The organism is Roseburia sp. (assembly GCF_041325975.1).
In the GTDB taxonomy this organism is placed as follows: domain Bacteria; phylum Bacillota; class Clostridia; order Lachnospirales; family Lachnospiraceae; genus Roseburia; species Roseburia rectibacter.
This window is the reverse complement of the sequence record NZ_JBGLEJ010000003.1, coordinates 410,049-432,306: the sequence shown is the minus strand read 5'-3', so window position 1 is coordinate 432,306 and position 22,258 is coordinate 410,049. Positions and strand designations below refer to the sequence as shown.

The window sequence follows — 22,258 nt, the reverse complement described above, 5'->3', positions numbered from 1 at the left end:
TTCTGAGCGGTTATTAAGCTGTCAAGGTTCGTTAATAGTTGCTATTCCAGCTGTACATTCAGCTTACCGATATTTGAAAGTGTCTCATAGAATTCATTCTTATAAGGGCAGCTGCTACACAGCTTGAATGTGATATATCTTGCTGAACGAATTACTTTTGCAGCAATCTTCAGCAGTTTTAAACGGACGGTATCTATGCGTTGTTTTCGCATGTTTGCTGATAACGCCAATCGTCTAAACCAATTAAATATGTTATACGCAAGAGCGTGTACCTGAAGTCTGTTTGCATTTACGATTCTGGTATGACTGCTTACGGAAGCAAAATCAAAACCGGATTTGCTTTCTTTGATAAAGTTTTCCATCAGACCTCGCTTGCAGTAAAATTTGATAAGATACTCTGGTGCGGAATCCATGTTTGTGACAACAAATGTGTACATGTAAACCATCTGGTTTTCCGGCTTTTCAACCTTGCATACCACACGCCTTTCATAAGGCCATGACTTTGCTTTGTACATGAATTCACCATAAACTACCGCATAATCCACTTTGTTATTTCTGGTGATTTCATTAAGTTCATCCACAAAATAGGATGCTTTTTCACGGAGAAGACCATTCTCCTTCAGCCGGATCACATAGCTTGTGCCGTTTTCTTCGCACTGCTTATAAAGATCAGGAGTCGCAAAACCACTATCACCACGAAGCAGAATACGGATTGCAGGATAATCATTCTGGTATTCATCCAGTATCGGCTGCAGGAAGTCAACCACTCCTGTACAGGAATACTGTGTTCCATCACGAAGCTGTACTTTTATCAGATCTCCAGTCATTCCGTCATAACAGACAAGCGGATGATAACCATTGCTTTGATAATGAAAGTTAAAGGCTCTGCCTTCCTGTCTGCCGTATGCATCAAGAAGGGTGGAATCCAGATCCAGAATAACAGCCGATGGCATCTGAATACTGTAAATTTTCTTCCGAAGCACTCTGGCAATCGCAAGGAACTGGTTTAAGGTATCTTCATCCATACGGTTAAAGAATCTCGATACCGTAGGCTGTGATGCAAGCGCATCTTTTTCAAGTACAGACTTGAATACCGGATCATTGGTCAGTTCATCGGAAGCATCATCTTCGAAATAACCGGCAATGATCATATATATCATCTGGAGCAGATTTTTCTGATCCGTGTGATATCTGAATAATGCAGGATCATTGGTCTTGAAAGTTTTGTCTAAAAGCTTATCAATACCAAGCTTGCTTATGAATTCTTTGATAAGAAGCAGACCTGCATCGGAGGAGAGATCTCCTCCATCAAAATTTATTTTTATCTGTCTATTGCTTTCTAAGGCTAAGGTGTTTACAATACTCATAAAGGGCTCCTTTGGGTTATTTTTTAAGATTCGACACCTTAATTTTACCACAAATGGATGCTCTTTTTTCATTCATCTGATAGGTGAAAAGCAATATTCAGTTAAAATATAGAAACTATGTGGTTTTCAGCCACTTTCACGGCTGTGCCGTGAATAATATAGGATTGGTATCTTTTATAGAAAATAATTTTTTGGATTGTGGAATACCGATTAAAATATCAACAATGGAAAAAGGTGTATCAATGCCATTGGAATGTAATATTAAGAGGATTGAAACAATAATTGCAGAAAACATATGTCTTTCAGAATACTTAAGTGGTATAGAGGCATTCATTGATTGTAGCTATAAACAAATAAATTTTGCAAAATATTTAAGTGACATAAATGGGTACGAGAGTTATTGCTATAATGAAGAGGAGTATTCGGTGGATGAAGAAAATATATCCATTAAAAACTTTGTTAAAGATGGGAAAATTACATTCTTGAAAATTCCGATTATTACAGAAGATGAAGAAAGTGAATTCCTTAAAGCCTATGATGTTTTAGAAGATTACCAAGAAGCACTTGATAAGATAGGAAATTATGAAGCTATAAATATATGGGGAGATGAAGATGAGTTTGAAGATTACGATTTTATAATAGAAGAGTCAAGTGAGAGCATTATTGGTGGATATACATTAGGCGGATTTAGAAATCAGTTTCATCATGGCTCTTTAACACCAGTAAAGCCAGAAATTATAAAAAAAGGGGTTGTCACAGGAGAATCAAATGCTGTTTTGCCTTATAATGAGGAAAATACATTTAAAGGAAGATTTAGATGGGAAAATACTGATACATGCTATGTTAAGAATGTTTTACTATCAGGATTAAGGATTAAGATACCATATCTTGTTGATGGAGTAATATTAAAGGGAGCCGTTATTAATATTTTTAATCGAGAATTTATCCCGAATGTTTCTAGAAATAATATAAGTGCATCGCAACAGGAAAAATTATCTTATGCAATAGGAAAAGCAATTCATTTATGGATTAGAGATCATGCTGAATTATCTACAGAGCAAAAAGCTTTGTTAGATGTTTTTATTGAGACAAAATATAAAGAGACAAATTATTGTTTAAGATAGTAAATGGTTGGAATAATGCCTCCAAGTCCACAACAGATTTGGAGGTTTTCTTCTGCCCATTTTTATCGGGAAGTAATTTCCCCAATAAACAATTTATGGTACAATATCTTAGAAGTTATCATCAAGGGATGAGTAGTGGACCATAGAGAAAGAGCAGAGTAATCGTAAGCTGGTCTGGCTTACATCTAAAATACAATGCAATCTTTTGCTATGCAGGGGCATAAGAGAGAGCATCATGTCAATTTTTTGCAGCCTCGTCACAGAGGATTGCAACATTTTTCGCTCCCAGAGTAAAGTGAAAACTCTGGAAAGTGCATCTCAATTACCCTATCGACACATGTGGAGACGGTAGTACTGCTTTCCCACAAAAAGCCAGACGGACATATCAACGTAAAAGTTGAGTTTGGTGAGGATGAGGGAAAAGTTCCACTTGATAATATCGCTAAAAGAGCCGAAGAATACAAGCCCAAGGAACGAGTGACCTACAAAATGATAAAGGAGTACATAGAAGCTAAATATGGCTTCAAAGTACATACTGCATATATCGCAGAGGTAAAGAGAGATTTAGGATTGCCGATGTATGATGCTCCTAATGCGGTAGAAGAATTGAAACAGCCGCGGAAACATCCGACGGCAGAGAAAGTGGAAGCGATAAAGGATGCATTGAAGCATTTTGAAGTGATTTAATTGTAGCAGGGAAGGGGTGCAAATGAGTATAGATAATGTAATTTCCATAATTATTAGTATATTAGGTTCTTCTGTAATAACGTTGATTTTGTCCACATTTATTTTTCAACCATTGCAAGATAAGAAAAAGTATGTTTTTGAGGAAAAAAAGAGAGTATATGAATCTATAATTGTATTTGCGCAAATTGTACTTTTTCCAGCCGAAGCGAAATTTTCTTTAGGAGTTGCAAGGTATAATATACAAGAGCTATCAGATGATGAAAATAGAAATAATGCAATAAATGATTTGAAGATGGCAATTCCTAAGTTGAAGTTAATTTCAAAAGATGATGGTCTTGTCAAGGAATTAGAAAAATTTATTTACCAGAAAAGTGAGGAACAATTTAATATACTTGTAAATCGATTGAGAAAGGATTTATACAAATAAAACTAGGTGTCTTGCGGAGGTTTTTATGGAACAAAAATTTTATGGTGAGATAAAGAACATCTTGATAACAGCAAGAAATAAAGTCTATCAGACAGCCAATTTTGCAATGGTTGAAGCCTATTGGAATATCGGAAAATCAATCATTGAAGAACAGGGCGGTAACGAAAAGGCGGAGTATGGAACAGGTTTATTGAAAGAATTATCGAAACAAATGACTCAAGATTTTGGAAAAGGATTTACTGTTGCCAATTTGAAAAATATGAGGCAGTTTTATTTGACATTTCCAAATGGCTACGCACTGCGTAGCGAATTGAGTTGGACTCATTATCGGCTTTTGATGCGTGTGGAAAATGATAAAGCACGAGAATTTTATATGCAGGAAGCCGTAAAATCACAATGGAGTACCAGACAGCTTGAAAGACAGATAAATTCTTTCTTTTACGAAAGATTATTATCCAGTAAAAATAAAGAGCAGGTTGCGGCAGAAATTCCTTTTGGAACTTGGCAGAGGCTTTTCATTTGTCGCAAGGCAGAAAAGAATAACGTTTGATGGACGCCATTTTAGAATTGACCTTGTATTTTATAATTACATCTTAAAATGTTTTGTATTGATTGATTTAAAGGTTGGAGACTTAACACATCAGGATTTAGGACAGATGCAGATGTATGTTCATTATTATGAGCGAGAGCTTATGAATGAGGGAGATAATCCGCCGATAGGCATTGTATTATGTGCAGACAAGAGTGAGTCTGTAGTTAAATATACATTGCCGGAAAACGAAACACAAATTTTTGCTTCAAAGTATAAATTATATTTGCCAAGCGAAGAAGAATTGTTGAGAGAATTAAATCAGGAATATCGAGCATTGGAAGCTAGTAAGACAGAAGAATATATTGACGGTATGAAAAAAGAATAAATTTTACATCAGGGTGGTGCAAAATTTATGGAACTAGTATAATATCCTTTTAATAACTCGACTATATTCAGAACCTGTGCTATAATGTCCTTATAAAAATTTTGGAGGGCATTTGCATGGGCAAAAGAGCATCATCAATCGAACTCAGCAATGAAGAAAGAGAATATCTGGAACGTCAGACTCGTGCCAGAACAATTCAGGCTCAAACAGTTACAAGAGCGCGCATTCTATTATTACGTGCGGATTCCGTATCAATAGATGCGATTGCTGATAAAGTGGGGATCAACCGCTGCAGCGTCATGCTTTGCCTGAAAAAGTTTAAAGAAGGCGGCATTGAAAATGCACTCTTTGATGCCCCTGGTCGTGGCAGGAATGCAGAGATTACAGACGAAGAAAAAGCCTGGATCATTAACATTGCATGCCAGAAGCCAATTGATTTTGGATATGCTGCTGAAACATGGACGTATGCAAAGCTAATCTCACATATCAATAAAACTGCTGAAGCAGCTGGATACACAAGACTATCCACCATTCATAAAAGTACAGTACATACAATTCTTGACGAGGCAGATATAAAGCCACATAAAATAACTTATTATTGTGAGAACAGGGATCCTAATTTTGATTCCAAAATGCATAATGTCCTGCTTGTGTATAAGCAGCTTGAAATGCAGTTTGATGAATCTGGAAAGCTCATTATATCTGAAGATACACCTATACATGTGCTGTCTTATGATGAAAAGCCAGGAATACAGGCTATTGCAACAACATCAGATGATTTAATGCCGAACGAAAAGCATCCGACCATCAATAGAGATTACGAATATAAACGTTTGGGGACTCTTTCATTATTAGCTGCAATTGATCTTCAAACAGGAGAAGCGATTCCTCTTGTAAGAGACAAGTACAGCAGCACGGAATACATTGAATTTTTGAAGCTGTTAGATGATAAGTATCCAAAGGGAGACAAGATTTGCATCGTACTCGATAATCTTAAAGTTCATACATCAGAGGCGACCAGAAAATACCTGGCAACTGTACCGGGAAGATTCGAATTTGTATTCACTCCCAAACATGGATCATGGCTCAATATGGTTGAAAGTTTCTTTAGCAAGATGACTTGTCAGATGCTCAAAGGTATCCGTGTTAAATCTAAGGAGGAACTTACTAATCGTATCTACAGATATTTTGTAGAAATAAACGAAGAGCCGATTGTGTTCCATTGGAAATATAATCTCGATGATATTGATGTATCGGAAGAAATCATTGTTGATACACTGTCTGTCAAAAAGTCGAGTTAATTAAAGGATGAAATACTAGGTTCGCTATCTGAAGTTATTTTATTTTGTTAAACAGGCCAATCAATATTTATCCCGGTATTGGAGGTGTGAATGACAATGGAACTTGAAGAATGTATCAAGGACGGATTCGATGATTCCTTAAGAGATTATATCCAGTCGGAAGAATATGTCTTAGCAAAGCAGCAGGAGAGAAAGTATCTGGCTTATTTAGAGAGTTTACTTAGGGACGTATAATGAGTACAGCAAGTTACCTGGAGAGAAAGTGAAACTGAAAATGTAGATTTTTCATATCGGCCTTGAGTTTCCGCAAAATGTAATCAAAACATGATTACATCTTCCCAAAGCACCAATCTGTCAGTTTTTTTGATATTTTAGATTGACAGTTCTATGAGTAGAGGCACTTTAATAAGCCCCACCGGAATCGGGCTTTGGGAGATGTATTCTTTTATCTATCTAAGCGGTCAGCTTAAGGCAGAGTTGACGATATGCCGGACGTTTTGTCCGAAACCACAGCCTGACGCCTTCTTTTGCATATGATAGTATGCCGGAGATACCTTTGGCTAACCGGTAATAGCAGAAATGTACCTTTTCCTTTACAGGGTCTGCTTTTTGTATGATTGCAACCTTTAGTGCATGCGTTTCTGGTTTCATGGACATATGTGCCAGAAATGCCATGCACAGGGTAATATAAAAATTCAGGGCATTGATTGCAGCGAGCTTCCTCACACGGAAGTTTTCAAACTGAAACATCTGCTTCTTACAGCGGAAATATTCCTCAATGCGCCATCTGGAAAAGTAAGTCAGGGCGATATTTACCACGTCTTCTTTGGATTTGATTTTCTTATTGGTTGCAAGCATCATGGGATGTTCTGTAATGCCGTAAACCAGTACGAGATAAATATCTTTCTTTGAAGCGGTAATCTGTACTTTCACATGAGAAAGATAGGCATCATGCTTTTTACCCTTGTATGTCAGGGCAGTTTTAATCTTACCCTTTCTCTGATTACGAAGCTGTGTGGCAGGAACCCATTTTCCATGGAAGAAGAGTTTCCTTTTGGCAGTAAGACGGATGACATAGTCTTGTTCCAGTTCATCAAGTTTCAGAAACATCTTGTTGTCATCGTAGCCTCTGTCCATGGCAAAGGTTGCTTTGCCAAAGAGAGCTGCACCACGTTCCATTGCAGAAAAAGTAACATCATTTATAGAGGTAAAATGTTTTTCTTTTGAAGAATGAATTTCTGAAAAAATACTGACAGGATGATTATTTTTAGTGAGAACACAGGCTTCTGTTACATGATATCCTTTTTCATAAACTGTTTTGGAAGCAGTACTTTTAGAGCCATCTCTGACAAGTCCGAGAGCTTCAAATTTGTAACCATCAGGCTTTACAACATCGCTGTCATCAATGTGTATGACAGGTTCTTGCGGAGCCCATTTACGGATGGCAGTAAGATAAGATTTAAGCGCGGTGGAGGAAATGCCATTGTTTAAATGTCTGGTCAGCCGTTCAACAGAATTGACCTTTTTGGAATCTTCGTGAAGCTGATCCACAACATCGGTTAAAAGACAGCTTCTGGAGGCAAGCATACCATAAGTCATCTCGGCAGAAAACTTTTTGTCCGGCTTGGACAGGTGTTTTGAAATTTTATTTGAAAAAGTTAAAATTTCCCGTTTCAAAGTATAAGTATTTGTTGTAGAATTAAGCATAAGGAGTCCTCCTGATTTTTGTTTAGTATCTTTTTGATTAGACACCTTAATTTTACTACAAAACAGGAAAGGATTCCTTATATTTTGGGCATTTTTTGAAAGTTGTTTATGACGATGATTATGAAAACGGGGCTTTGTGGATAAAAGTACGGAAACTCAAGATATCGGCATATTGACTTTTGTGAAAAAGTTTGATATCATTCTCATAAGAATATAGAAAACTGACCAACAAGATGCGTTCCATCGGGGCGATGAGTTGTAATCAGGTCCTTATATGATTTTAGCGAACTCCGTTGAAATGTGTATGCGACAGATGTGATAGAGATACGAATGTTGCTGTGCATGTTGGCACAGTTTTTTTGTACCCTCTTGTTGGATAGTTGACTATAAATCTATCTAGCAAGGGGGTATTTTTTATGTCAGGATAACATTTTTTCAGTAACTGAAAACAACTAATTGATATTTGAAAGGATGATTATTTATGAAGATTTATGAGATTAGAAATAATAAGGTCACTGCTTTATCAGCACTTAAGAGACGTAGTTCAGCGCCACAATTAGTTGTGGTAGCTCCTTCAGGTTCTGGTAAGAGCACTTTGATTTATTTATTGTTGAATCATAGGCTTATTCCCTATATGAAAATTGGAATCGGAGAAAAGAGCCAGACGACCATAATTCCATGTGAATTCTGTTTTGATGAAAGAATTGCAGATGAAGAGACTTTTGCTATTCAGATTATTAAGAAGGATTATGCGGCTAAAGATATACATATGGCGATCTTAACTGTTCTTATGGATTTGTTTGGAAGAAACGATTGTGATACAGAAGATACATTGGATGCCTTTGATGAAAAGGTATTTGAACAGATCCTTGAACCAGAGGAAGCACATTATCATTTAGGACAAATTAGAGATGATATTAGTTTAGATGAATTGAAAGATGCTCTTATGCCAGTACTCGACTATATGGTAGAGAATGAATTTAAGGCAAAAGTAAGAAAACGTCGCGATGAGCTTAAGAGCAAAAAAGTAAAGCTACCAGAAGTCAGAGAAATGATTTTTGAAGAAATGCTCGAAGATATGCCAGAAGAAATTAAGTCTGGATATGATGAATGGCTTAATAAGATAGGCGACATTGTTGGGGAGATTCTTTTGAAATCTGTTGGAAATGAAATGTATTCACAAGAAATGGTTCAGTATAGCCTGGATGACAAAGGTGATGGAATAAATGTATTAGAGACTTTATTCGATCCATATGCACCTTATAGTCTTATGGTTGATCATATCTCAATTGCATGTAGACCTAGAAGGGAACTTATTGATATTGCTCAAGCTAAATCGCCGGATTTGCCTTTTAGATTTTGCATTAGAGATACGATGGGGCTTACTCAGAAAGGTATTGATGCAACAAGTACTAAGGAAGGACTTGAAGCTGCATTAAACTGTAAAGCTGATACAATTCTATTTCTTTTAAGCCTTGAGGAACGTGATGATACATTGACGGAATGTTGTAGAGCTTTGGTTGAAAAGAAAGAAGAACTTATGAAGAAGAGTCATTTGGACACTTCTGTGTATGTCTTGTTTACAAAAGCTGATCGTAAGGTTGAGAACTTAATAAATAAACGAAACACTGGTGATTTGTATATTGACGAAGAAACCTATACTCATAATATCCAAGAGGTTCTTGCTGATATAGAAAAAATGGTTCATGAGTATGCTGAGATGCTTCCGCAGGAAGAAGTTGACTGGTTATCTATGAGATATCTCAAGGATAGTTACATATTAAAATCATTGGAAGGTGATGTACGTAAGCAAAACTTTGAACCGGAAGGACTATTTGAGAAAATTGTTGACTATTCGATGAAAACACTTAGAGATACATTACCTGTCGGTGTTAAGAATCCTTTGTTTGTTACAGCGATTGAACCGGATAAATCAGCTATTCAGGTTTCAGTGGATCCAGAGAGAATTAAGGCTGAAATTGAAAGTATGCAGTATAGTCTTTGTGAAGAAACGGATATTGTTAATGGATATGTGATTAGCAAAAAAACACCTAGGCTTCATGGTAGAAGCGTATATGTTTACTGGAATAACTTGACGATTGGATTAGGACATAAAACAAGAGCATCAGTGTATGGAAATTTTGAAATCAATATGAAGGGACTTCTAAAACGAATGCTTAAAAATGAATTTCCATCATTTGTAAAGTTTGATGAAAACAGTGCAGTTAAATTTACAGCAGATAATCTTGATGATGATGTCCTGATGGAGGTGTTGAAAACATTGTATGGAAACTGTGATCTCGAAGCTGGATTGAATCCAGCAATGGGGGAGAGAAATATTGCCCTTCAGCGCCTGTACGAGTTTTATGTCCAATTTTTTATGAATGAGTATAGATTTGCATCTTTGATTGATCGTGTTGCATATGATTTATCTTATGGTAATCCGGAATTGAAACAGTTCCTCACAAACATATATAACAATACTCCCGGGTATGATGGAGCAATGAGAAAGCTACAGAATTCATTTAAGGTATTCTTTGGTAGTGAGCATTTTACGAGAATACTTATAAATGAGCTTGAGCAGGTTATGACTGAAATGGTAAACAAGGCATTTATCATAATCTAAGCTGCATTGGAGGGTTGTGAATGGCATTAACAGAAAATGAGAAGAAGGTTATTGAAGCACTTCGTAAAATAGCCAAGCGAGGAAATGATGCAGAGATAAGAACCACCAAAAACGGTGAGTTTAAAGTGTTAGAAGTTAAAAAGAATATTGTCGTCGGATAAATGGGTATTCGATAAGAGCTAAAGGGAGCTAAGGAATTGAGTGTATTTACTCAGTTCTTTGGCTCCTTTTTTTACTATCGATATTGCTCCTTGGCTTGAGTGACAATTGCATCTATGGAATGAAGGTATGCTTCTTCAGGCAGACTTCCGTTTTTATAAATTTTATACAAGTCGACAAGTTGGTTTAAGAATTTGTTAATACGGATGTTTTCAGGAATATCATTGCCACAACATCTGAGTTCAGACATATATTCGTCATATTGTTCGTTATCATCGAATTCAGTGATTACTTCCAGGTAGTTGGGATAGTAAAGGGCATTGTATTTATTGGTAATAGTATCGGTTCCCAATACGCCTTTTTTCTTGACATATTGTACTCCATAATAGCCATTGTCCTGAAAACGCTGTTCTTCATATACAGTCTCGTATATATCGATTTCTTTGACGTCTAACAAGTGCATCTTGAATAGAGAAGCAAGTGCATCACAGATTTTCCAGTTTTCGGTTTAATGATTGAACCTCTTTTGCACAGTTCTTGTAGGTGGAAGTCAGTTCATTTTTCTGTTTCATTAGTTCCTGATATTCCGCTTTTAGCTTATCAACATTCAATCCTTTTAAGTTTATCCCAATCTGCTCAAGTACACGTCGTGCACCGCCATATAGAATGAACTGGCTTTCGTATCGGCGGAAATATGCGTCTGGATTCTTTGACTTTTTGTAGGCGATGTGATAGGAGCGGTTGGTTTTGTACTGCTCGGCATATTTGATGATTTCTGCAAGGTCTTTCATGCGGTGTTCCAGTTTAACAACGCTCTGTTTGGCAGATTTTCCGGCTTCGGTTTTCACAGTAATCTGATGCTTCAGATCGGAGAGAGAACCAACTTCATTATAGCTTTGTGCAGCAATCTTCAAATTCTCGATAGTTGCCCATTGCTGGAGTCCGGGACTGTTTTGGAATTTTTCATCCGAGGTATCAATGAGCCTGAGGGCAGAGTAGTCTTTTTTCGGAATAACAGATTTTTGCTCACATTTCATTTCGATGCGTTCCCGGATACGTTCTTTTGTGTATTCCTTACCAAGCGATTTCGTACTGCCACGGACAAAACGTTGTTTATCCAGAGGACGGAAAGAGATGTATTTGGCAGCACCTTCTTCTATGGAACCGCTTGCGGTTACTATGGATTCCCCTTTAATTTCATATCCTTTGGCTCTCATTAAAAGTAAAAAATCTTCGTATATGGAAGCTGACTTGATGCAAAAATTGATGTCCCTTCTAAGCTGGGTTTTCCAAGTAGAGCCATTCTGATCAGACTGCCATTCTTTGTATTTTTTGCCACGTTCACCGCCCGGAATGATGATGGAAAGGTTATGCGCTTTGCATAGTTCATCACTTAGTTTTCGGATGCGGTAATACGACTGTTTGCAGTCGTGATATTTGTTATGCTCGATGTTATCAGCAGCACAAAATATGATGTGATTATGAATATGTCAGGACGTTGGATTTGAATTTGCCATTTGATGAAATAGCAAAAACGCATTTCAATTTATAAAGGAGGCATCCTATTTGAAAAAGAAAAAAGATGAAATAACTATCCGTTCCAGCGCAGCAGAATTCAGTATTTCAAAAGTAAGTACGTAATCATCCGTATCTGTCAGCAACTATATTTTTCTGATACACTCTTTTCATAACAAAGGAAGGAAACTGTATCATTATGAAAAAAGATAAAAAAATCACTCTGTGGTCTGAACGAATCCATGAATTTCAATCCAGTGGGCAGACTTGCAAAACATGGTGTCAGGAACATCACGTTCCAGTCTCTACAATGAATTATTGGATGCGCAAGCTGAAAAAATTGGACGAACAATCAGATACAGATATGATTTTTGCAAAAATGCCAACGGAAAAAGAGATTTCAAAGAATGAGACTTTGAATATCAGCCCGTCTCCAGTCCGCATTTTTATCACAAACGCTATTCGGATTGAAGTGATGCCTGAATGCCCACCGGAATTTTTTCGTGTTCTGATCCAGGGGCTGAAAGATCATGCTTGATCTGGCAGGTGGCACAACCGTTTACCTTGCCTGTGGAGCTACCGATCTGAGAAAAAGCTATCACGGACTGGCTGCAATTATCAAGCTAAAATTCAAACTTGATCCCTATTCGCGCTGCATGTTTGCGTTCTGCAACCGCAGGCGGACTTCTATTAAGATTCTGCAATGGGACGGATCCGGTTTCTGGATTCTGATGAAGAGGCTTGACAAAGATTCCTTTCACTGGCCGGATACTCCGGATGAATTACAGAAAGTGACCCTGAAAGAAATGCATTGGCTGTGTGATGGTCTTTCACTTACTCCGAAGGGAGCTTTTGAAGAAAGACATCCAAAGATTGTTGTATAAAGAACGGATTTGTCAATTCGCAAAAATCACGAAATACTTGTGGATATCGGTATATATTCCTACACAGTAAAACGTTGATTTTTCTCGAACAGCTGGACTTTCTATGCTATACTGGAATTATCATATAAGAGTTTGGAGATTGCCGGATGGATCCGTTTTTTACAGAGGAACAGCTGAATAACATGAGCCGTGAAAACATGATGGAAGTTATGAGAATCATGCAGAATCAGGTTCAAAAAAAAGAGACCGAGGTACAGCTTCTGAAAGACAAGCAGAAAGAACTGGAATTTATGAACGCAATGCTTTCAGACCGTCTTGCGCTTGCACAAAGAAGACGTTTCGGTTCTTCCAGTGAAAAATACGCAGATGGATATGAACAGATGGATCTGTTTAATGAGGCTGAGACCAATGCAGATATGGATACTGCTGAGATTGAAGAGGAAATCGTGATTCCATCGCACAAACGGAAAAAACGCACCGGCAAAAAAGAAGAAGATCTCTCTAATTTCGAAGTAACAGAAACAATCGAATATAAACTGACCGGCGAAGACCGCTATTGTCCGGACTGTGGAACAAAGTATAAAGTCGTCACAAAAGAAGTCGTAAAACGACTGAAATTCATCCCCTCCACCTTTGAAGTGGTTGAAGAAGTAACCTATGTATACAGTTGTCCAAAATGTGGTGCTATGATCCGGCCGGAAAAAGAGTTTCCGCTGATCAAGGGAAGCATTGCTACACCTTCGCTGGTTGCCGGAATCATGAATGCAAAGTATGTCAATGGCATGCCGCTGGCAAGACAGGAACGGGAATTCGCAAGGTATGACTTAAATCTTTCAACAAAAACAATGGCAAACTGGATCATCAGCTGTGCAGACCGGTATCTGGGACTGCTTTATGGGCAGATGAAGGAAGAATTCCTAAAGAGCAGATACATCCATTGCGATGAAACCAGGATCCAGGTGATTGATGAACCAGATCAGAAAGGATCATCTCAAAACTGGATGTGGGTATATCTGACAGATCATTACAGTGAAGCCCCACAGATGGTTCTCTTTGATTATGAGAGAACGCGTGCCGGATATCACCCGGTAAACTTCCTTGGAGATACATTTCATGGATATCTGACGTGTGATGGATACCAGGCGTATCATGGACTGAACGATTCCATCACCGTAACCGGATGCTTTACCCATGCGAGACGCCGTTTTGATGCTGCACTCACGGCATTAAAAAAGGATTTCACAAAGGAGCAGCTGAAAGAAACAGTTGCATATCAGGCAATGACGAGGATCGGAATCCTGTATAAAGTAGAGGAACTGATCAAAGATAAGACGCCGGAAGAACGGTATCAGGAACGTCAGAAACAGTCGTGTCCAGTGGTGGATGCCCTGTTTGAATGGCTGCATTCGATGGAAGATTCTGTAGACAGATCTTCCCTTATTGGTGATGCCATTTTATATACGCTGAATCAGGAAAACTATCTTCGCAGGTACTTGGATGATGGGCATCTGAGCATTGATAATAATAGTGCGGAGCGTGCAATCAAAAATTTTGCAGTAGGCCGCCGAAATTGGCTGTTTGCCAAGAGTATCCGTGGCGCAGATGCCAGTGCTGTTGTTTACAGTATCGCAGAAACAGCCCTGCTGAATGGTCTGAAGCCGTATGTATATCTTTCCTATGTATTAGACGAACTTCGTAAAATGGGACCTTTTCCAAAGCCGGATGATCTAAATCGGCTTTTGCCATGGTCAAATGAATTACCGGAAGGATTTCGAACCAAAAAGAAGAAATAAAATGTGCCGCCCTGATGGGCGGCATGTTTTTTTTTAGGCAAGGTACAGATGATTACGTACTTACTTTCAAAAGACAATGTTACCGACGCAATCTACAATGAGGCAAAAATGGCAATTATCGTATTAAATGTTGATGGTAAAATTGACAGCTGCAACCAATATGCGAAAAAATTGCTGGGGATGGATGCGAAAGAAAAATGCCATCTGGGAGATCTGTTTGAGGCAGATGAAGAACAGATAGAGCGTATTATGGATGGCAGAAAGCTCTCGGAGCATCTGCTGTCACATAGAACTAAGATATCGTGCAGCATACGTTCCGTTATATCAAGGGATACCGAAAAAGTCTTATGTTTGATCGATTCAGAACGTGCTGCAAGTTTGAGCCATAATGTGAGCGTATCAGCATTCTTTTCGCTTTCAATCTTAGATTTTAATTCATCGGAAACCGGACTAAGATCAGACAAAAATGTTAAAAGGGTTCTTTGAATCTGTGAATCTGCCATATCTTTTGCCATGTTCTTGACCATATCTTTTGCCATGTTCTGAGCCATGTCTTTTGCCATACGCTCTGCCCTTCGTCCAGCTTCCTCATGGATATATTCTTCCATTGTCATATAGCCTGCCTCCAATTCCCTGTTACGTTTTAAGTACGTTACTCTTTCGTGAATTTTCTGAATACGTTCATCTTTCTGCATATTGGAAACATCTTCCGTACTGCTCTTCAAATAAGTAAAGAATTGCAATAACTCAGGTGTAATATTTTCCCGGTCCGTTCCATTCGTATAAAAAAAGATCTTCTGCGTTTCATCCACCAGTGAAATGTCTGCATCTTTACAGTATTCTTCAAACACATAGCGATATCGTCCTTTTCCAAAAGGATCAAAGGTACATATGAAAATGATATAACTTGGCTTTAAAGCATTGCAATCCTCCCCCGGCTTTAATGCAGACATATCAAGTTCACTCTGATAATAGCGGCAACGTTTTGGTAAATTTCTGGTGTGCTCATTTTGCATTTCAACATCATAACTGACTTCATCTTCATCCAGGGCATAGACATCAAATCGGACGCTTTTAAACTCACTGTTTAAAAAGACTGTGTGCTCTGTATGTGCATTCACTTTAGAAATCTTCCGGTTCAATGTAATTTCAAAAACTATAACTATACTTTTCTTTGGGCAATCACTATAATAACAGTGTATAATAAGTGGTATGGAAAAAATTGAAGCAAATGCAGTAAGAGAGGAAGAAAACGAATGACAACAAGACAGGAGGCATTTTTATGGCAGCAAAAGATACAATGGAAAATAAAATTACAGAAGGCGTGATCTGGAAACAGTTGTTATTATTCTTTTTTCCGATACTGGTGGGAACATTTTTCCAGCAGATGTATAATACCGTGGACGCGGTGATCGTCGGGCGGTTTGTCGGAAAAGAGGCACTATCCTGCGTCAGCGGTTCGTCCGGTCAGATCATCAATCTGGTGGTCGGATTTTTTACCGGATTATCTGCCGGCGCAACAGTTATGATCTCCCAGCATTTTGGGGCAAAAAATGAGGAACAGCTGCATAAGGCACTGCACACGGCATATGCATTTGCAATCACAGGCGGTATCATTGCCGGAGTGATCGGTGTTGTTATGACACGTATGGTTTTAAAATGGATGAATACGCCGGAAAATCTGCTGCCTGACTCGACACTTTATGTGCGGATTTATTTTGCGGGACTCTTATTTATTTTTGTTTACAATATGGGAGCGGCAATCTTACGGGCAATCGGCGATTCGAAACGTCCGCTTTATTTTCTGATCATCTGCTGCATCGTCAATATTATTCTGGATCTGGTGCTGGTGCTTGGATTTAAAATGGGAGTCCTTGGCGTGGCAATGGCAACACTGATCGCGCAGGGGATCAGCGCTGTGCTCGTCAGTGTGGCATTAATGTATCATACTGCCGGGTTAAAGTTAATTCCACGTGAGATCAAAATTCATAAAAGCGTGTTGAAAAACATGCTGACGATCGGACTGCCAACCGGTATCGAATCGAGCATGTACAGCATTTCAAATGTGATCGTGCAGGCTGCATTAAATGGATTTGGTGTCGATACGATGGCAGCATGGGCTGCGTTTGGAAAAATAGACAGCCTTTTCTGGATGATCAACAGCGCATTTGGAATTGCGGTAACCACGTTTGTTGGACAGAATTTTGGAGCAGGGAAAATGGACCGTGTCCGCAAAGGAACGAAAGAGTGTCTTGGTATGGCGTTTGTGACAGCAATCCTGTTAAGTGTGATCTTAATGTCTGCCGGAAGGTTTTTATTTAGTATATTTACCACGGATGCAAATGTGGTGGAGATCGGTCTTGGCATGATGCAGATCATATCACCGACCTATTTTCTGTTTGTGTTTATCGAGGTATATTCCGGTTCACTGCGTGCACAGGGACATGTGCTTGTGTCTACGGCAATGACGATGCTCGGTATCTGTGTGCTGCGTGTCGTATGGGTTACCTGGATCGTGCCGGATGGGACACTTTCACAGATCGTCGCATGCTACCCGGTCACCTGGTTTGTCAGTGCTGTCGGTATGATCATTTATTATCACTATAAGCAGAAAAAGATTTTGGAAAAATTTAGTGTGGCGCAAGTGTAAATCTTTGATGCAGACTTTATAAAAATAAAGACAGATGTAAAAAAATAACGAAAGAAGAGAACATACAAATGAAACAGTCAAAAAATGAAATCAACCTGGGAGAGGGCAGTGTTGGAAAGCTTTTGCTGACATTGGCAATACCGTCCGTGATCGCACAGCTTGTCAATCTTCTTTATAATCTTGTAGACCGTATCTATATTGGTCATATCCCGGAAAACGGAGGCGTGGCACTGACCGGTCTGGGTTTATGTTTTCCAATACTGATGCTTGTCACAGCATTTTCCGGTCTGATCGGATATGGAGGGGCACCGCGTGTTGCGATTTACATGGGAAAAGAAAAAAATGACGAAGCGGAGGAAATACTTGGAAACTGTACAATGGCGCTGGTTGTGATCGCAGTTATTTTAACGGTGGTATTGGAATTTACAGCCGAGCCGCTTCTGATGTTGTTTGGTGCAAGTGAGAACACGCTGCCGTATGCACTTTCCTATCTGAAGATTTATGGAAAAGGAACATTGTTTGTCATGCTGACAATGGGATTAAATTCCTTTATCAATACACAGGGATTTTCAAAAGTGGGGATGAAAACAGTCCTGATCGGGGCGGTCTGCAATATTATTTTAGATCCGGTTTTCATTTTTGTATTTGGCATGGGCGTGCAGGGGGCTGCACTTGCAACCGTGATATCGCAGGCAATATCAGCGATCTGGGTTATTTGTTTCCTGACAGGAAAACAGACAAAACTGAAAATAAAAACAAAATATTTCAAACCAAAAGCATCGGTGCTTTTGCCGGTATGCGCGCTCGGCGTATCACCTTTTATCATGAATGCGACGGAGAGTGCGATCAATATCGCATTTAATGCATCGTTGTCACGTTACGGCGGTGATGTGGCGGTCGGAGCCATGACGATCTTAAGCAGTATTATGCAGCTTCAGTTTATGCCGGTACAGGGAATTGCACAGGGGGCCCAGCCGATCATGAGTTTTAACTACGGAGCAAAAAAGATGGATCGTGTTAAAAAAGCATACCATCTGCTTTTGATCTGCAGTTTTACATACACTGTGATCTTCTGGCTGGCAGTGGAAATTGCACCGGGTGCTTTTGTACATCTGTTTAACAGCAGTTCGCAGGAACTATTCGAAATGACAAAATGGGCACTGCGCATCTATATGGCAGCAACCGGAGTATTTGGCATTCAGCTTGCAGTACAGCAGGTATTTATGGCACTTGGTCAGGCAAAAATTTCGTTATTTATTGCGTGTCTGCGAAAGATCATCCTGCTGATCCCGTTGATCTATATTTTGCCGCATTTCTTTGCGGACAAGGTGTTTGCTGTCTTTTTAGCAGAGCCGGTTTCGGATTTTATCTCGGTAACTGTTGCAGCAACTTTGTTTTTATTCAATATCAAAAAGATATTGAAAGAGGGCGAAGCGTGAGCGTATAATGGGATAAAAGCAAAACAATTAAAACCGAGTTTAAGCTGGCAGAAAAGCGGGGGCGATAAATATGCAGAAGAAAAAATGAGTCCGTTTGCAACGAAGAGTGCAAAAGTATTTAACATTCAGAAGATTTCCGGCAAAGGACAGCAGATCACAGTGACACTGAAGTCAAAAGTATATAAGTTTACAGAAAAATAAAATAACGCATAGGAAAAGAGAACTGTGAGAAAATAATCTCATGGTTCTTTTTTTGCTTGACAAGTGAGTGTATCTTACTGTATGATAAAAAACGTAAAGATTGTACACAATTAAATTTAAGACAATGATTTGGAGGTGGAGAGAAAAATGGAGAGAGCAGATATAGCGATCATTGGAACCGGTCCTGGCGGTGTCTCTGCCGCATTGACTGCAAAAGTAAGAAATAAAAACATTTTGCTGATCGGCAAAAAGCAGATGAGTGATAAGGTGAGCAAGGCGCATCAGATCATGAACTATCCGGGACTTCCGGCTGTGACCGGAGCCCAAATGGCAGAAACGTTTGAAAAGCAGCTTGCCATGATGGAGATTGACATTACGGACAGCCGTATTGGTACTGTTTATGCGATGGGTGACTATTTTGCAATTCAGGCAGGCGAGGAAATGCTTGAGGCAGAGAGTGTGATCTTAGCATGCGGAGTTGTCTCCGGAAAAACCCTTCCGGGTGAGGATGAGTTTTTAGGACGTGGCGTCAGCTATTGCGCAACCTGTGATGCCTGCTTTTATAAAGGGAAAAAAGTTGCTGTTATCGGTTACGGAAAGGATGCGGAACATGAGGCAGATTTTCTTGCGGAAGTGGCAGCAGAAGTACTTTATTTTCCGATGTATCAGCATGAACCGGAGGTTTCGGAGCGGGTGACTGTGATCAAAGAACGTCCGAACGAGATTTTCGGGGAAAAGAAAGTAGAAGGACTCCGTACTGAGCAGGGAGAACACTTTGTGGATGGTGTTTTTGTATTGCGTGATGCTGTATCTCCGAAACAGCTCGTGCCGGGACTTGAATTAGACGGAAATCATGTAAAGGTTAATCTGTCCATGGAGACAAATATTCCGGGACTATTCGCCTGTGGTGATATCACTGGCACACCGTATCAGTATATTAAAGCAGCCGGACAGGGCAATGTTGCAGCGTTATCCGCCGTGACTTATCTGGATGCAAAGAAACGTGCAGCCGGAAAGCAGTAAATCACAGCCCATATAAAAAGGAATGTGGAAAATTTAAACCGCGTTGTATGTCATTACAGCAGATGTATAGATATGTAGATATATATTAGAAATAAACAGTATATTATGCGCAAAGGGCAGCGCAGGAAGGGAAAATATTATGGTAAAGAAAATTACAAATAACGATTTAAATGAAGCAAAAAAAGGAGTAGCAGTTGTCGATTTTTCCGCAGTATGGTGCGGACCGTGCCAGATGTTAGCACCGGTGATGGAAGAATTATCCGAGGAACTCTCCGGCAAGGCAGAGTTTTACAACGCAGATTCCGATGAAAACATGGGACTTGCACAGGAGTACCGCATTGTCAGCATCCCGGCAGTCATCGTGTTAAAAGATGGCGTGGAAGTGGCAAGAACGGTTGGATTCCAGCCGAAAGACGCAATGCGCAGCTTTATCGAGGAACATCTGAATTAGAAAGAGCTGACTGTGAACTGGCACATCGTCTGGGAACAACCTGGATTGCAGAATGGTGTGCCGGTAGAAATGAGGATTATCATGCCAGATAAATATGATGCATTAAAACTGGAAAACCAGTTGTGTTTTCCACTTTACGCCTGTTCCAAAGAGATCGTGCGCAAGTACAAGCCTTTTTTAGATGAGCTTGACCTGACATACACGCAGTATATCGCGATGATGGTGCTCTGGGAACACAGACAGATCAGCGTGAAAGATATGGGAGCACTTTTATATCTGGATTCCGGCACACTCACGCCTGTCCTGAAAAAGCTTGAGCAGAAAGGCTATCTTGTACGCGCAAGGGACAGTGAGGATGAGCGTGTGTTAAATGTGACGATCACAGAACTCGGCGAAAAGCTGAAAGAGGATGCCGTGCTGGTGCCAAAAAAAATGGGCTGCTGCGTGTGTCTGGAGAAAGAAGATGCTGATGAGTTGTACCGGCTGCTGCACAAAGTGCTGGGAGTGCTTGGAAAAGAATGAAAATAAATCATATTTCAAACATTTGACAAGTGTATCTGCAACAGAAAGTTAAAGTGATTTCTCCCCCTAATCCAGTTGCACCCCACCAAACCACTATGGTAAAATTATCCTTATAAGATTGCCGGAAAACAGGCAGTCATTTATGAAGAGTAGAAACCACTGGGGGTTTTGTTATGGAACAGACAATGTTGATCGCAGTACTGATCGCGGCACTTGTGGGATTGTTTTTGTTTGACACGGTGCGTCTGCGGCGCATGCAGGTGCAGAGGGATGCAGCGAAAGAGGAAGTTGCAGAAGTAAAAACAGAGTTTTTGTCGCGCATCAGTCACGAGATCAAGACACCGATGAACGTGATCGTGGGGGCAACGGCGTTAGGACTTGAAGAGACGGAACATCCGGAGCGGATGGAAGAGTGCTTAAACCGGATACGCGGCGCGAGTGAATTTCTGATGGGACTTTTGAATGATCTGGTGGATATGTCTAAGATCGAAAACGGAAAGTTCCATCTTCATCCCAAGCCGTATTCGTTTACGGAATTTTTAAATGAAGTGGAAAATATGATGGAGCCGATGTGTGAGCGCAAATGGATCCGATTTCATATGCCGCATGAGGAGATCAACATTAATATGATGGTTGATCCAGTGCGGTTTTTCCAGATATTTTTTAATCTGCTCTCCAACGCGGTGAAGTTTACACCGGAGGGCGGGGAGGTCACATTCCGCATCTGTAATTATGCCACGCACAACAATCAATTTTGTGCCGACTATGTGGTGTCCGACAACGGAATGGGAATGAGCGAAGAGTTTCAGCAGATTCTCTTCCAGCCATTTACGCAGGAGAGCGTGAATCAGGGTGAACCGGGAAACGGAGCGGGACTCGGACTTGCGATCGTGAGAAGCATCGTTGATCTGATGGGCGGAACGATCACGGTAAAAAGCGAGCCGCAGAAAGGTACGGAGATAAAAGTCCATCTTGAGATTGAGATTGCGGAGATACAGCCGGAGATCGAAGTGGCACACCGTTCCGCGGAGGAGATACAGAACATCCTGCGGGGAAAGAGGGTTCTGCTTGTGGAGGATCATCCACTTGATGTTGAGATCAGCAGGCGTATCTTAGAGCATGTGGCGGTAAATGTGATCAGTGCGCAGGATGGAAAAGCGGCATTAGAGCAGTTTAAAGCGGAAGAACCCTATCATTTTGATGCGATACTGATGGATATCCAGATGCCAAACATGAACGGTTTTGTTGCGGCGAGAGCGATAAGGAAGGTTGCAAAGCCGGATGCGCAGATCATTCCGATCATAGCATTGAGTGCAGACGATACGCTGGAAGATGTGAGAAAATGCAAGGAAGCGGGCATGAATGCACATATTGCAAAACCGGTTGAACCGCAAAAATTATATCAGATTTTGTGTGAGTACCTGCTTGCGCCGATTTAAGAGGCAATTTTATAACAGAAAAATCC

The 22,258-nt window shown here is 39.9% G+C and carries 20 protein-coding genes and 3 pseudogenes; 17 read left to right on the top strand and 6 right to left on the bottom strand.

All coding sequences use genetic code 11. The features are described from left to right. Nucleotides 1-41: 41 nt before the first annotated feature. Nucleotides 42-1,367 (bottom strand): IS1380 family transposase, encoded by a 1,326-nt coding sequence (locus ACDD58_RS02430; RefSeq protein WP_241070783.1) that lies wholly within the window; start codon nucleotides 1,365-1,367, stop codon nucleotides 42-44. Nucleotides 1,368-1,516: 149 nt separating this feature from the next. Here ACDD58_RS02430 and ACDD58_RS02425 point away from each other — a divergent pair, with 149 nt between their 5' ends. The 6 genes and pseudogenes from ACDD58_RS02425 to ACDD58_RS02400 all read left to right on the top strand — a co-directional run bounded on the left by ACDD58_RS02425 (nucleotide 1,517) and on the right by ACDD58_RS02400 (nucleotide 6,057). Further along, nucleotides 1,517-2,491, top strand: a complete 975-nt coding sequence (locus ACDD58_RS02425; protein ID WP_370775543.1) for a hypothetical protein — start codon at nucleotides 1,517-1,519, stop codon at nucleotides 2,489-2,491. Nucleotides 2,492-2,827: 336 nt separating this feature from the next. After that, a pseudogene (locus ACDD58_RS02420) lies at nucleotides 2,828-3,178 on the top strand (23S rRNA (uracil-5-)-methyltransferase RumA); the annotation flags it as partial. 22 nt (nucleotides 3,179-3,200) lie between these two features. After that, the gene (locus ACDD58_RS02415; protein ID WP_055169603.1) at nucleotides 3,201-3,605 is read left to right on the top strand and encodes a hypothetical protein; all 405 of its coding nucleotides are present in this window, start codon (nucleotides 3,201-3,203) and stop codon (nucleotides 3,603-3,605) included. A gap of 25 nt (nucleotides 3,606-3,630) precedes the next feature. Next, nucleotides 3,631-4,522 (top strand): annotated as a pseudogene (locus tag ACDD58_RS02410) (YhcG family protein). Nucleotides 4,523-4,638: 116 nt separating this feature from the next. Next, on the top strand, nucleotides 4,639-5,823 hold the full coding sequence (locus tag ACDD58_RS02405) for an IS630 family transposase (RefSeq protein WP_370775540.1): 1,185 nt from the start codon (nucleotides 4,639-4,641) through the stop codon (nucleotides 5,821-5,823). A 90-nt stretch (nucleotides 5,824-5,913) separates the two neighbouring features. Beyond that, nucleotides 5,914-6,057: a hypothetical protein gene (locus ACDD58_RS02400; RefSeq protein ID WP_370775539.1), complete on the top strand. Its 144-nt coding sequence runs from the start codon at nucleotides 5,914-5,916 to the stop codon at nucleotides 6,055-6,057. Between the two features lie 219 nt (nucleotides 6,058-6,276). On the opposite strand, the gene ACDD58_RS02395 is transcribed toward ACDD58_RS02400, so the two are convergent. Then, a complete protein-coding gene (locus ACDD58_RS02395; protein WP_370775537.1) occupies nucleotides 6,277-7,530 on the bottom strand; it encodes a transposase in 1,254 nt (417 codons plus the stop codon). Between the two features lie 481 nt (nucleotides 7,531-8,011). Here ACDD58_RS02395 and ACDD58_RS02390 point away from each other — a divergent pair, with 481 nt between their 5' ends. Both ACDD58_RS02390 and ACDD58_RS02385 read left to right on the top strand, forming a co-directional pair. Then, a complete protein-coding gene (locus ACDD58_RS02390; RefSeq protein WP_370775535.1) occupies nucleotides 8,012-10,156 on the top strand; it encodes a hypothetical protein in 2,145 nt (714 codons plus the stop codon). A 20-nt stretch (nucleotides 10,157-10,176) separates the two neighbouring features. Next, on the top strand, nucleotides 10,177-10,317 hold the full coding sequence (locus ACDD58_RS02385; RefSeq protein WP_370775533.1) for a hypothetical protein: 141 nt from the start codon (nucleotides 10,177-10,179) through the stop codon (nucleotides 10,315-10,317). Nucleotides 10,318-10,391: 74 nt separating this feature from the next. Here ACDD58_RS02385 and ACDD58_RS02380 read toward each other — a convergent pair whose 3' ends face one another. The 3 genes and pseudogenes from ACDD58_RS02380 to ACDD58_RS02370 all read right to left on the bottom strand — a co-directional run. Then, on the bottom strand, nucleotides 10,392-10,772 hold the full coding sequence (locus tag ACDD58_RS02380) for a hypothetical protein (RefSeq protein ID WP_370775531.1): 381 nt from the start codon (nucleotides 10,770-10,772) through the stop codon (nucleotides 10,392-10,394). A 28-nt stretch (nucleotides 10,773-10,800) separates the two neighbouring features. Beyond that, nucleotides 10,801-11,532 carry a hypothetical protein gene (locus tag ACDD58_RS02375; protein ID WP_370775528.1) on the bottom strand — a complete coding sequence of 244 codons (732 nt, stop codon included), beginning with the start codon at nucleotides 11,530-11,532 and terminating at the stop codon, nucleotides 10,801-10,803. Nucleotides 11,533-11,691: 159 nt separating this feature from the next. Further along, nucleotides 11,692-11,802: pseudogene (locus tag ACDD58_RS02370) on the bottom strand (relaxase/mobilization nuclease domain-containing protein); the annotation flags it as partial. A gap of 227 nt (nucleotides 11,803-12,029) precedes the next feature. Between ACDD58_RS02370 and ACDD58_RS02365 the strand changes: the two are divergent. The 3 genes from ACDD58_RS02365 (at nucleotide 12,030) to ACDD58_RS02355 (ending at nucleotide 14,507) form a co-directional block, all read left to right on the top strand. Continuing rightward, the gene (locus ACDD58_RS02365; protein WP_370775526.1) at nucleotides 12,030-12,368 is read left to right on the top strand and encodes an IS66 family insertion sequence element accessory protein TnpB; all 339 of its coding nucleotides are present in this window, start codon (nucleotides 12,030-12,032) and stop codon (nucleotides 12,366-12,368) included. Further along, nucleotides 12,361-12,714, top strand: a complete 354-nt coding sequence (gene tnpB, locus ACDD58_RS02360) for an IS66 family insertion sequence element accessory protein TnpB (RefSeq protein WP_006855325.1) — start codon at nucleotides 12,361-12,363, stop codon at nucleotides 12,712-12,714. The genes ACDD58_RS02365 and tnpB overlap by 8 nt, the downstream gene beginning before the upstream one ends. A gap of 146 nt (nucleotides 12,715-12,860) precedes the next feature. Next, nucleotides 12,861-14,507 carry an IS66 family transposase gene (locus tag ACDD58_RS02355; protein ID WP_370775525.1) on the top strand — a complete coding sequence of 549 codons (1,647 nt, stop codon included), beginning with the start codon at nucleotides 12,861-12,863 and terminating at the stop codon, nucleotides 14,505-14,507. A gap of 92 nt (nucleotides 14,508-14,599) precedes the next feature. On the opposite strand, the gene ACDD58_RS02350 is transcribed toward ACDD58_RS02355, so the two are convergent. After that, the gene (locus ACDD58_RS02350) at nucleotides 14,600-15,649 is read right to left on the bottom strand and encodes an Rpn family recombination-promoting nuclease/putative transposase (protein WP_370775522.1); all 1,050 of its coding nucleotides are present in this window, start codon (nucleotides 15,647-15,649) and stop codon (nucleotides 14,600-14,602) included. 140 nt (nucleotides 15,650-15,789) lie between these two features. Here ACDD58_RS02350 and ACDD58_RS02345 point away from each other — a divergent pair, with 140 nt between their 5' ends. The 6 genes from ACDD58_RS02345 to ACDD58_RS02320 all read left to right on the top strand — a co-directional run bounded on the left by ACDD58_RS02345 (nucleotide 15,790) and on the right by ACDD58_RS02320 (nucleotide 22,232). Beyond that, the gene (locus ACDD58_RS02345) at nucleotides 15,790-17,157 is read left to right on the top strand and encodes an MATE family efflux transporter (RefSeq protein WP_370775520.1); all 1,368 of its coding nucleotides are present in this window, start codon (nucleotides 15,790-15,792) and stop codon (nucleotides 17,155-17,157) included. Nucleotides 17,158-17,225: 68 nt separating this feature from the next. Further along, the gene (locus ACDD58_RS02340) at nucleotides 17,226-18,596 is read left to right on the top strand and encodes an MATE family efflux transporter (protein ID WP_370775517.1); all 1,371 of its coding nucleotides are present in this window, start codon (nucleotides 17,226-17,228) and stop codon (nucleotides 18,594-18,596) included. A 348-nt stretch (nucleotides 18,597-18,944) separates the two neighbouring features. Next, a complete protein-coding gene (locus ACDD58_RS02335; RefSeq protein WP_370775516.1) occupies nucleotides 18,945-19,820 on the top strand; it encodes an NAD(P)/FAD-dependent oxidoreductase in 876 nt (291 codons plus the stop codon). 139 nt (nucleotides 19,821-19,959) lie between these two features. Further along, nucleotides 19,960-20,271 carry a thioredoxin gene (gene trxA, locus ACDD58_RS02330; protein WP_015559488.1) on the top strand — a complete coding sequence of 104 codons (312 nt, stop codon included), beginning with the start codon at nucleotides 19,960-19,962 and terminating at the stop codon, nucleotides 20,269-20,271. Nucleotides 20,272-20,352: 81 nt separating this feature from the next. Continuing rightward, on the top strand, nucleotides 20,353-20,793 hold the full coding sequence (locus ACDD58_RS02325; RefSeq protein ID WP_022113081.1) for a MarR family winged helix-turn-helix transcriptional regulator: 441 nt from the start codon (nucleotides 20,353-20,355) through the stop codon (nucleotides 20,791-20,793). A gap of 173 nt (nucleotides 20,794-20,966) precedes the next feature. After that, nucleotides 20,967-22,232, top strand: a complete 1,266-nt coding sequence (locus ACDD58_RS02320; RefSeq protein ID WP_006858962.1) for an ATP-binding protein — start codon at nucleotides 20,967-20,969, stop codon at nucleotides 22,230-22,232. The last annotated feature ends 26 nt before the right edge of the window (nucleotides 22,233-22,258 follow it).

What these genes read in the sequence shown, in the direction of transcription:
- ACDD58_RS02430 (WP_241070783.1), bottom strand. Translation starts at nt 1,367, where the DNA reads ATGAGTATTGTAAACACCTTAGCCTTAGAAAGCAATAGACAGATAAAA.
- ACDD58_RS02415 (WP_055169603.1), top strand. Translation starts at nt 3,201, where the DNA reads ATGAGTATAGATAATGTAATTTCCATAATTATTAGTATATTAGGTTCT.
- ACDD58_RS02405 (WP_370775540.1), top strand. Translation starts at nt 4,639, where the DNA reads ATGGGCAAAAGAGCATCATCAATCGAACTCAGCAATGAAGAAAGAGAA.
- ACDD58_RS02400 (WP_370775539.1), top strand. Translation starts at nt 5,914, where the DNA reads ATGACAATGGAACTTGAAGAATGTATCAAGGACGGATTCGATGATTCC.
- ACDD58_RS02395 (WP_370775537.1), bottom strand. Translation starts at nt 7,530, where the DNA reads ATGCTTAATTCTACAACAAATACTTATACTTTGAAACGGGAAATTTTA.
- ACDD58_RS02390 (WP_370775535.1), top strand. Translation starts at nt 8,012, where the DNA reads ATGAAGATTTATGAGATTAGAAATAATAAGGTCACTGCTTTATCAGCA.
- ACDD58_RS02385 (WP_370775533.1), top strand. Translation starts at nt 10,177, where the DNA reads ATGGCATTAACAGAAAATGAGAAGAAGGTTATTGAAGCACTTCGTAAA.
- ACDD58_RS02375 (WP_370775528.1), bottom strand. Translation starts at nt 11,532, where the DNA reads ATGAGAGCCAAAGGATATGAAATTAAAGGGGAATCCATAGTAACCGCA.
- ACDD58_RS02365 (WP_370775526.1), top strand. Translation starts at nt 12,030, where the DNA reads ATGAAAAAAGATAAAAAAATCACTCTGTGGTCTGAACGAATCCATGAA.
- tnpB (WP_006855325.1), top strand. Translation starts at nt 12,361, where the DNA reads ATGCTTGATCTGGCAGGTGGCACAACCGTTTACCTTGCCTGTGGAGCT.
- ACDD58_RS02355 (WP_370775525.1), top strand. Translation starts at nt 12,861, where the DNA reads ATGGATCCGTTTTTTACAGAGGAACAGCTGAATAACATGAGCCGTGAA.
- ACDD58_RS02345 (WP_370775520.1), top strand. Translation starts at nt 15,790, where the DNA reads ATGGCAGCAAAAGATACAATGGAAAATAAAATTACAGAAGGCGTGATC.
- ACDD58_RS02340 (WP_370775517.1), top strand. Translation starts at nt 17,226, where the DNA reads ATGAAACAGTCAAAAAATGAAATCAACCTGGGAGAGGGCAGTGTTGGA.
- ACDD58_RS02335 (WP_370775516.1), top strand. Translation starts at nt 18,945, where the DNA reads ATGGAGAGAGCAGATATAGCGATCATTGGAACCGGTCCTGGCGGTGTC.
- trxA (WP_015559488.1), top strand. Translation starts at nt 19,960, where the DNA reads ATGGTAAAGAAAATTACAAATAACGATTTAAATGAAGCAAAAAAAGGA.
- ACDD58_RS02325 (WP_022113081.1), top strand. Translation starts at nt 20,353, where the DNA reads ATGCCAGATAAATATGATGCATTAAAACTGGAAAACCAGTTGTGTTTT.
- ACDD58_RS02320 (WP_006858962.1), top strand. Translation starts at nt 20,967, where the DNA reads ATGGAACAGACAATGTTGATCGCAGTACTGATCGCGGCACTTGTGGGA.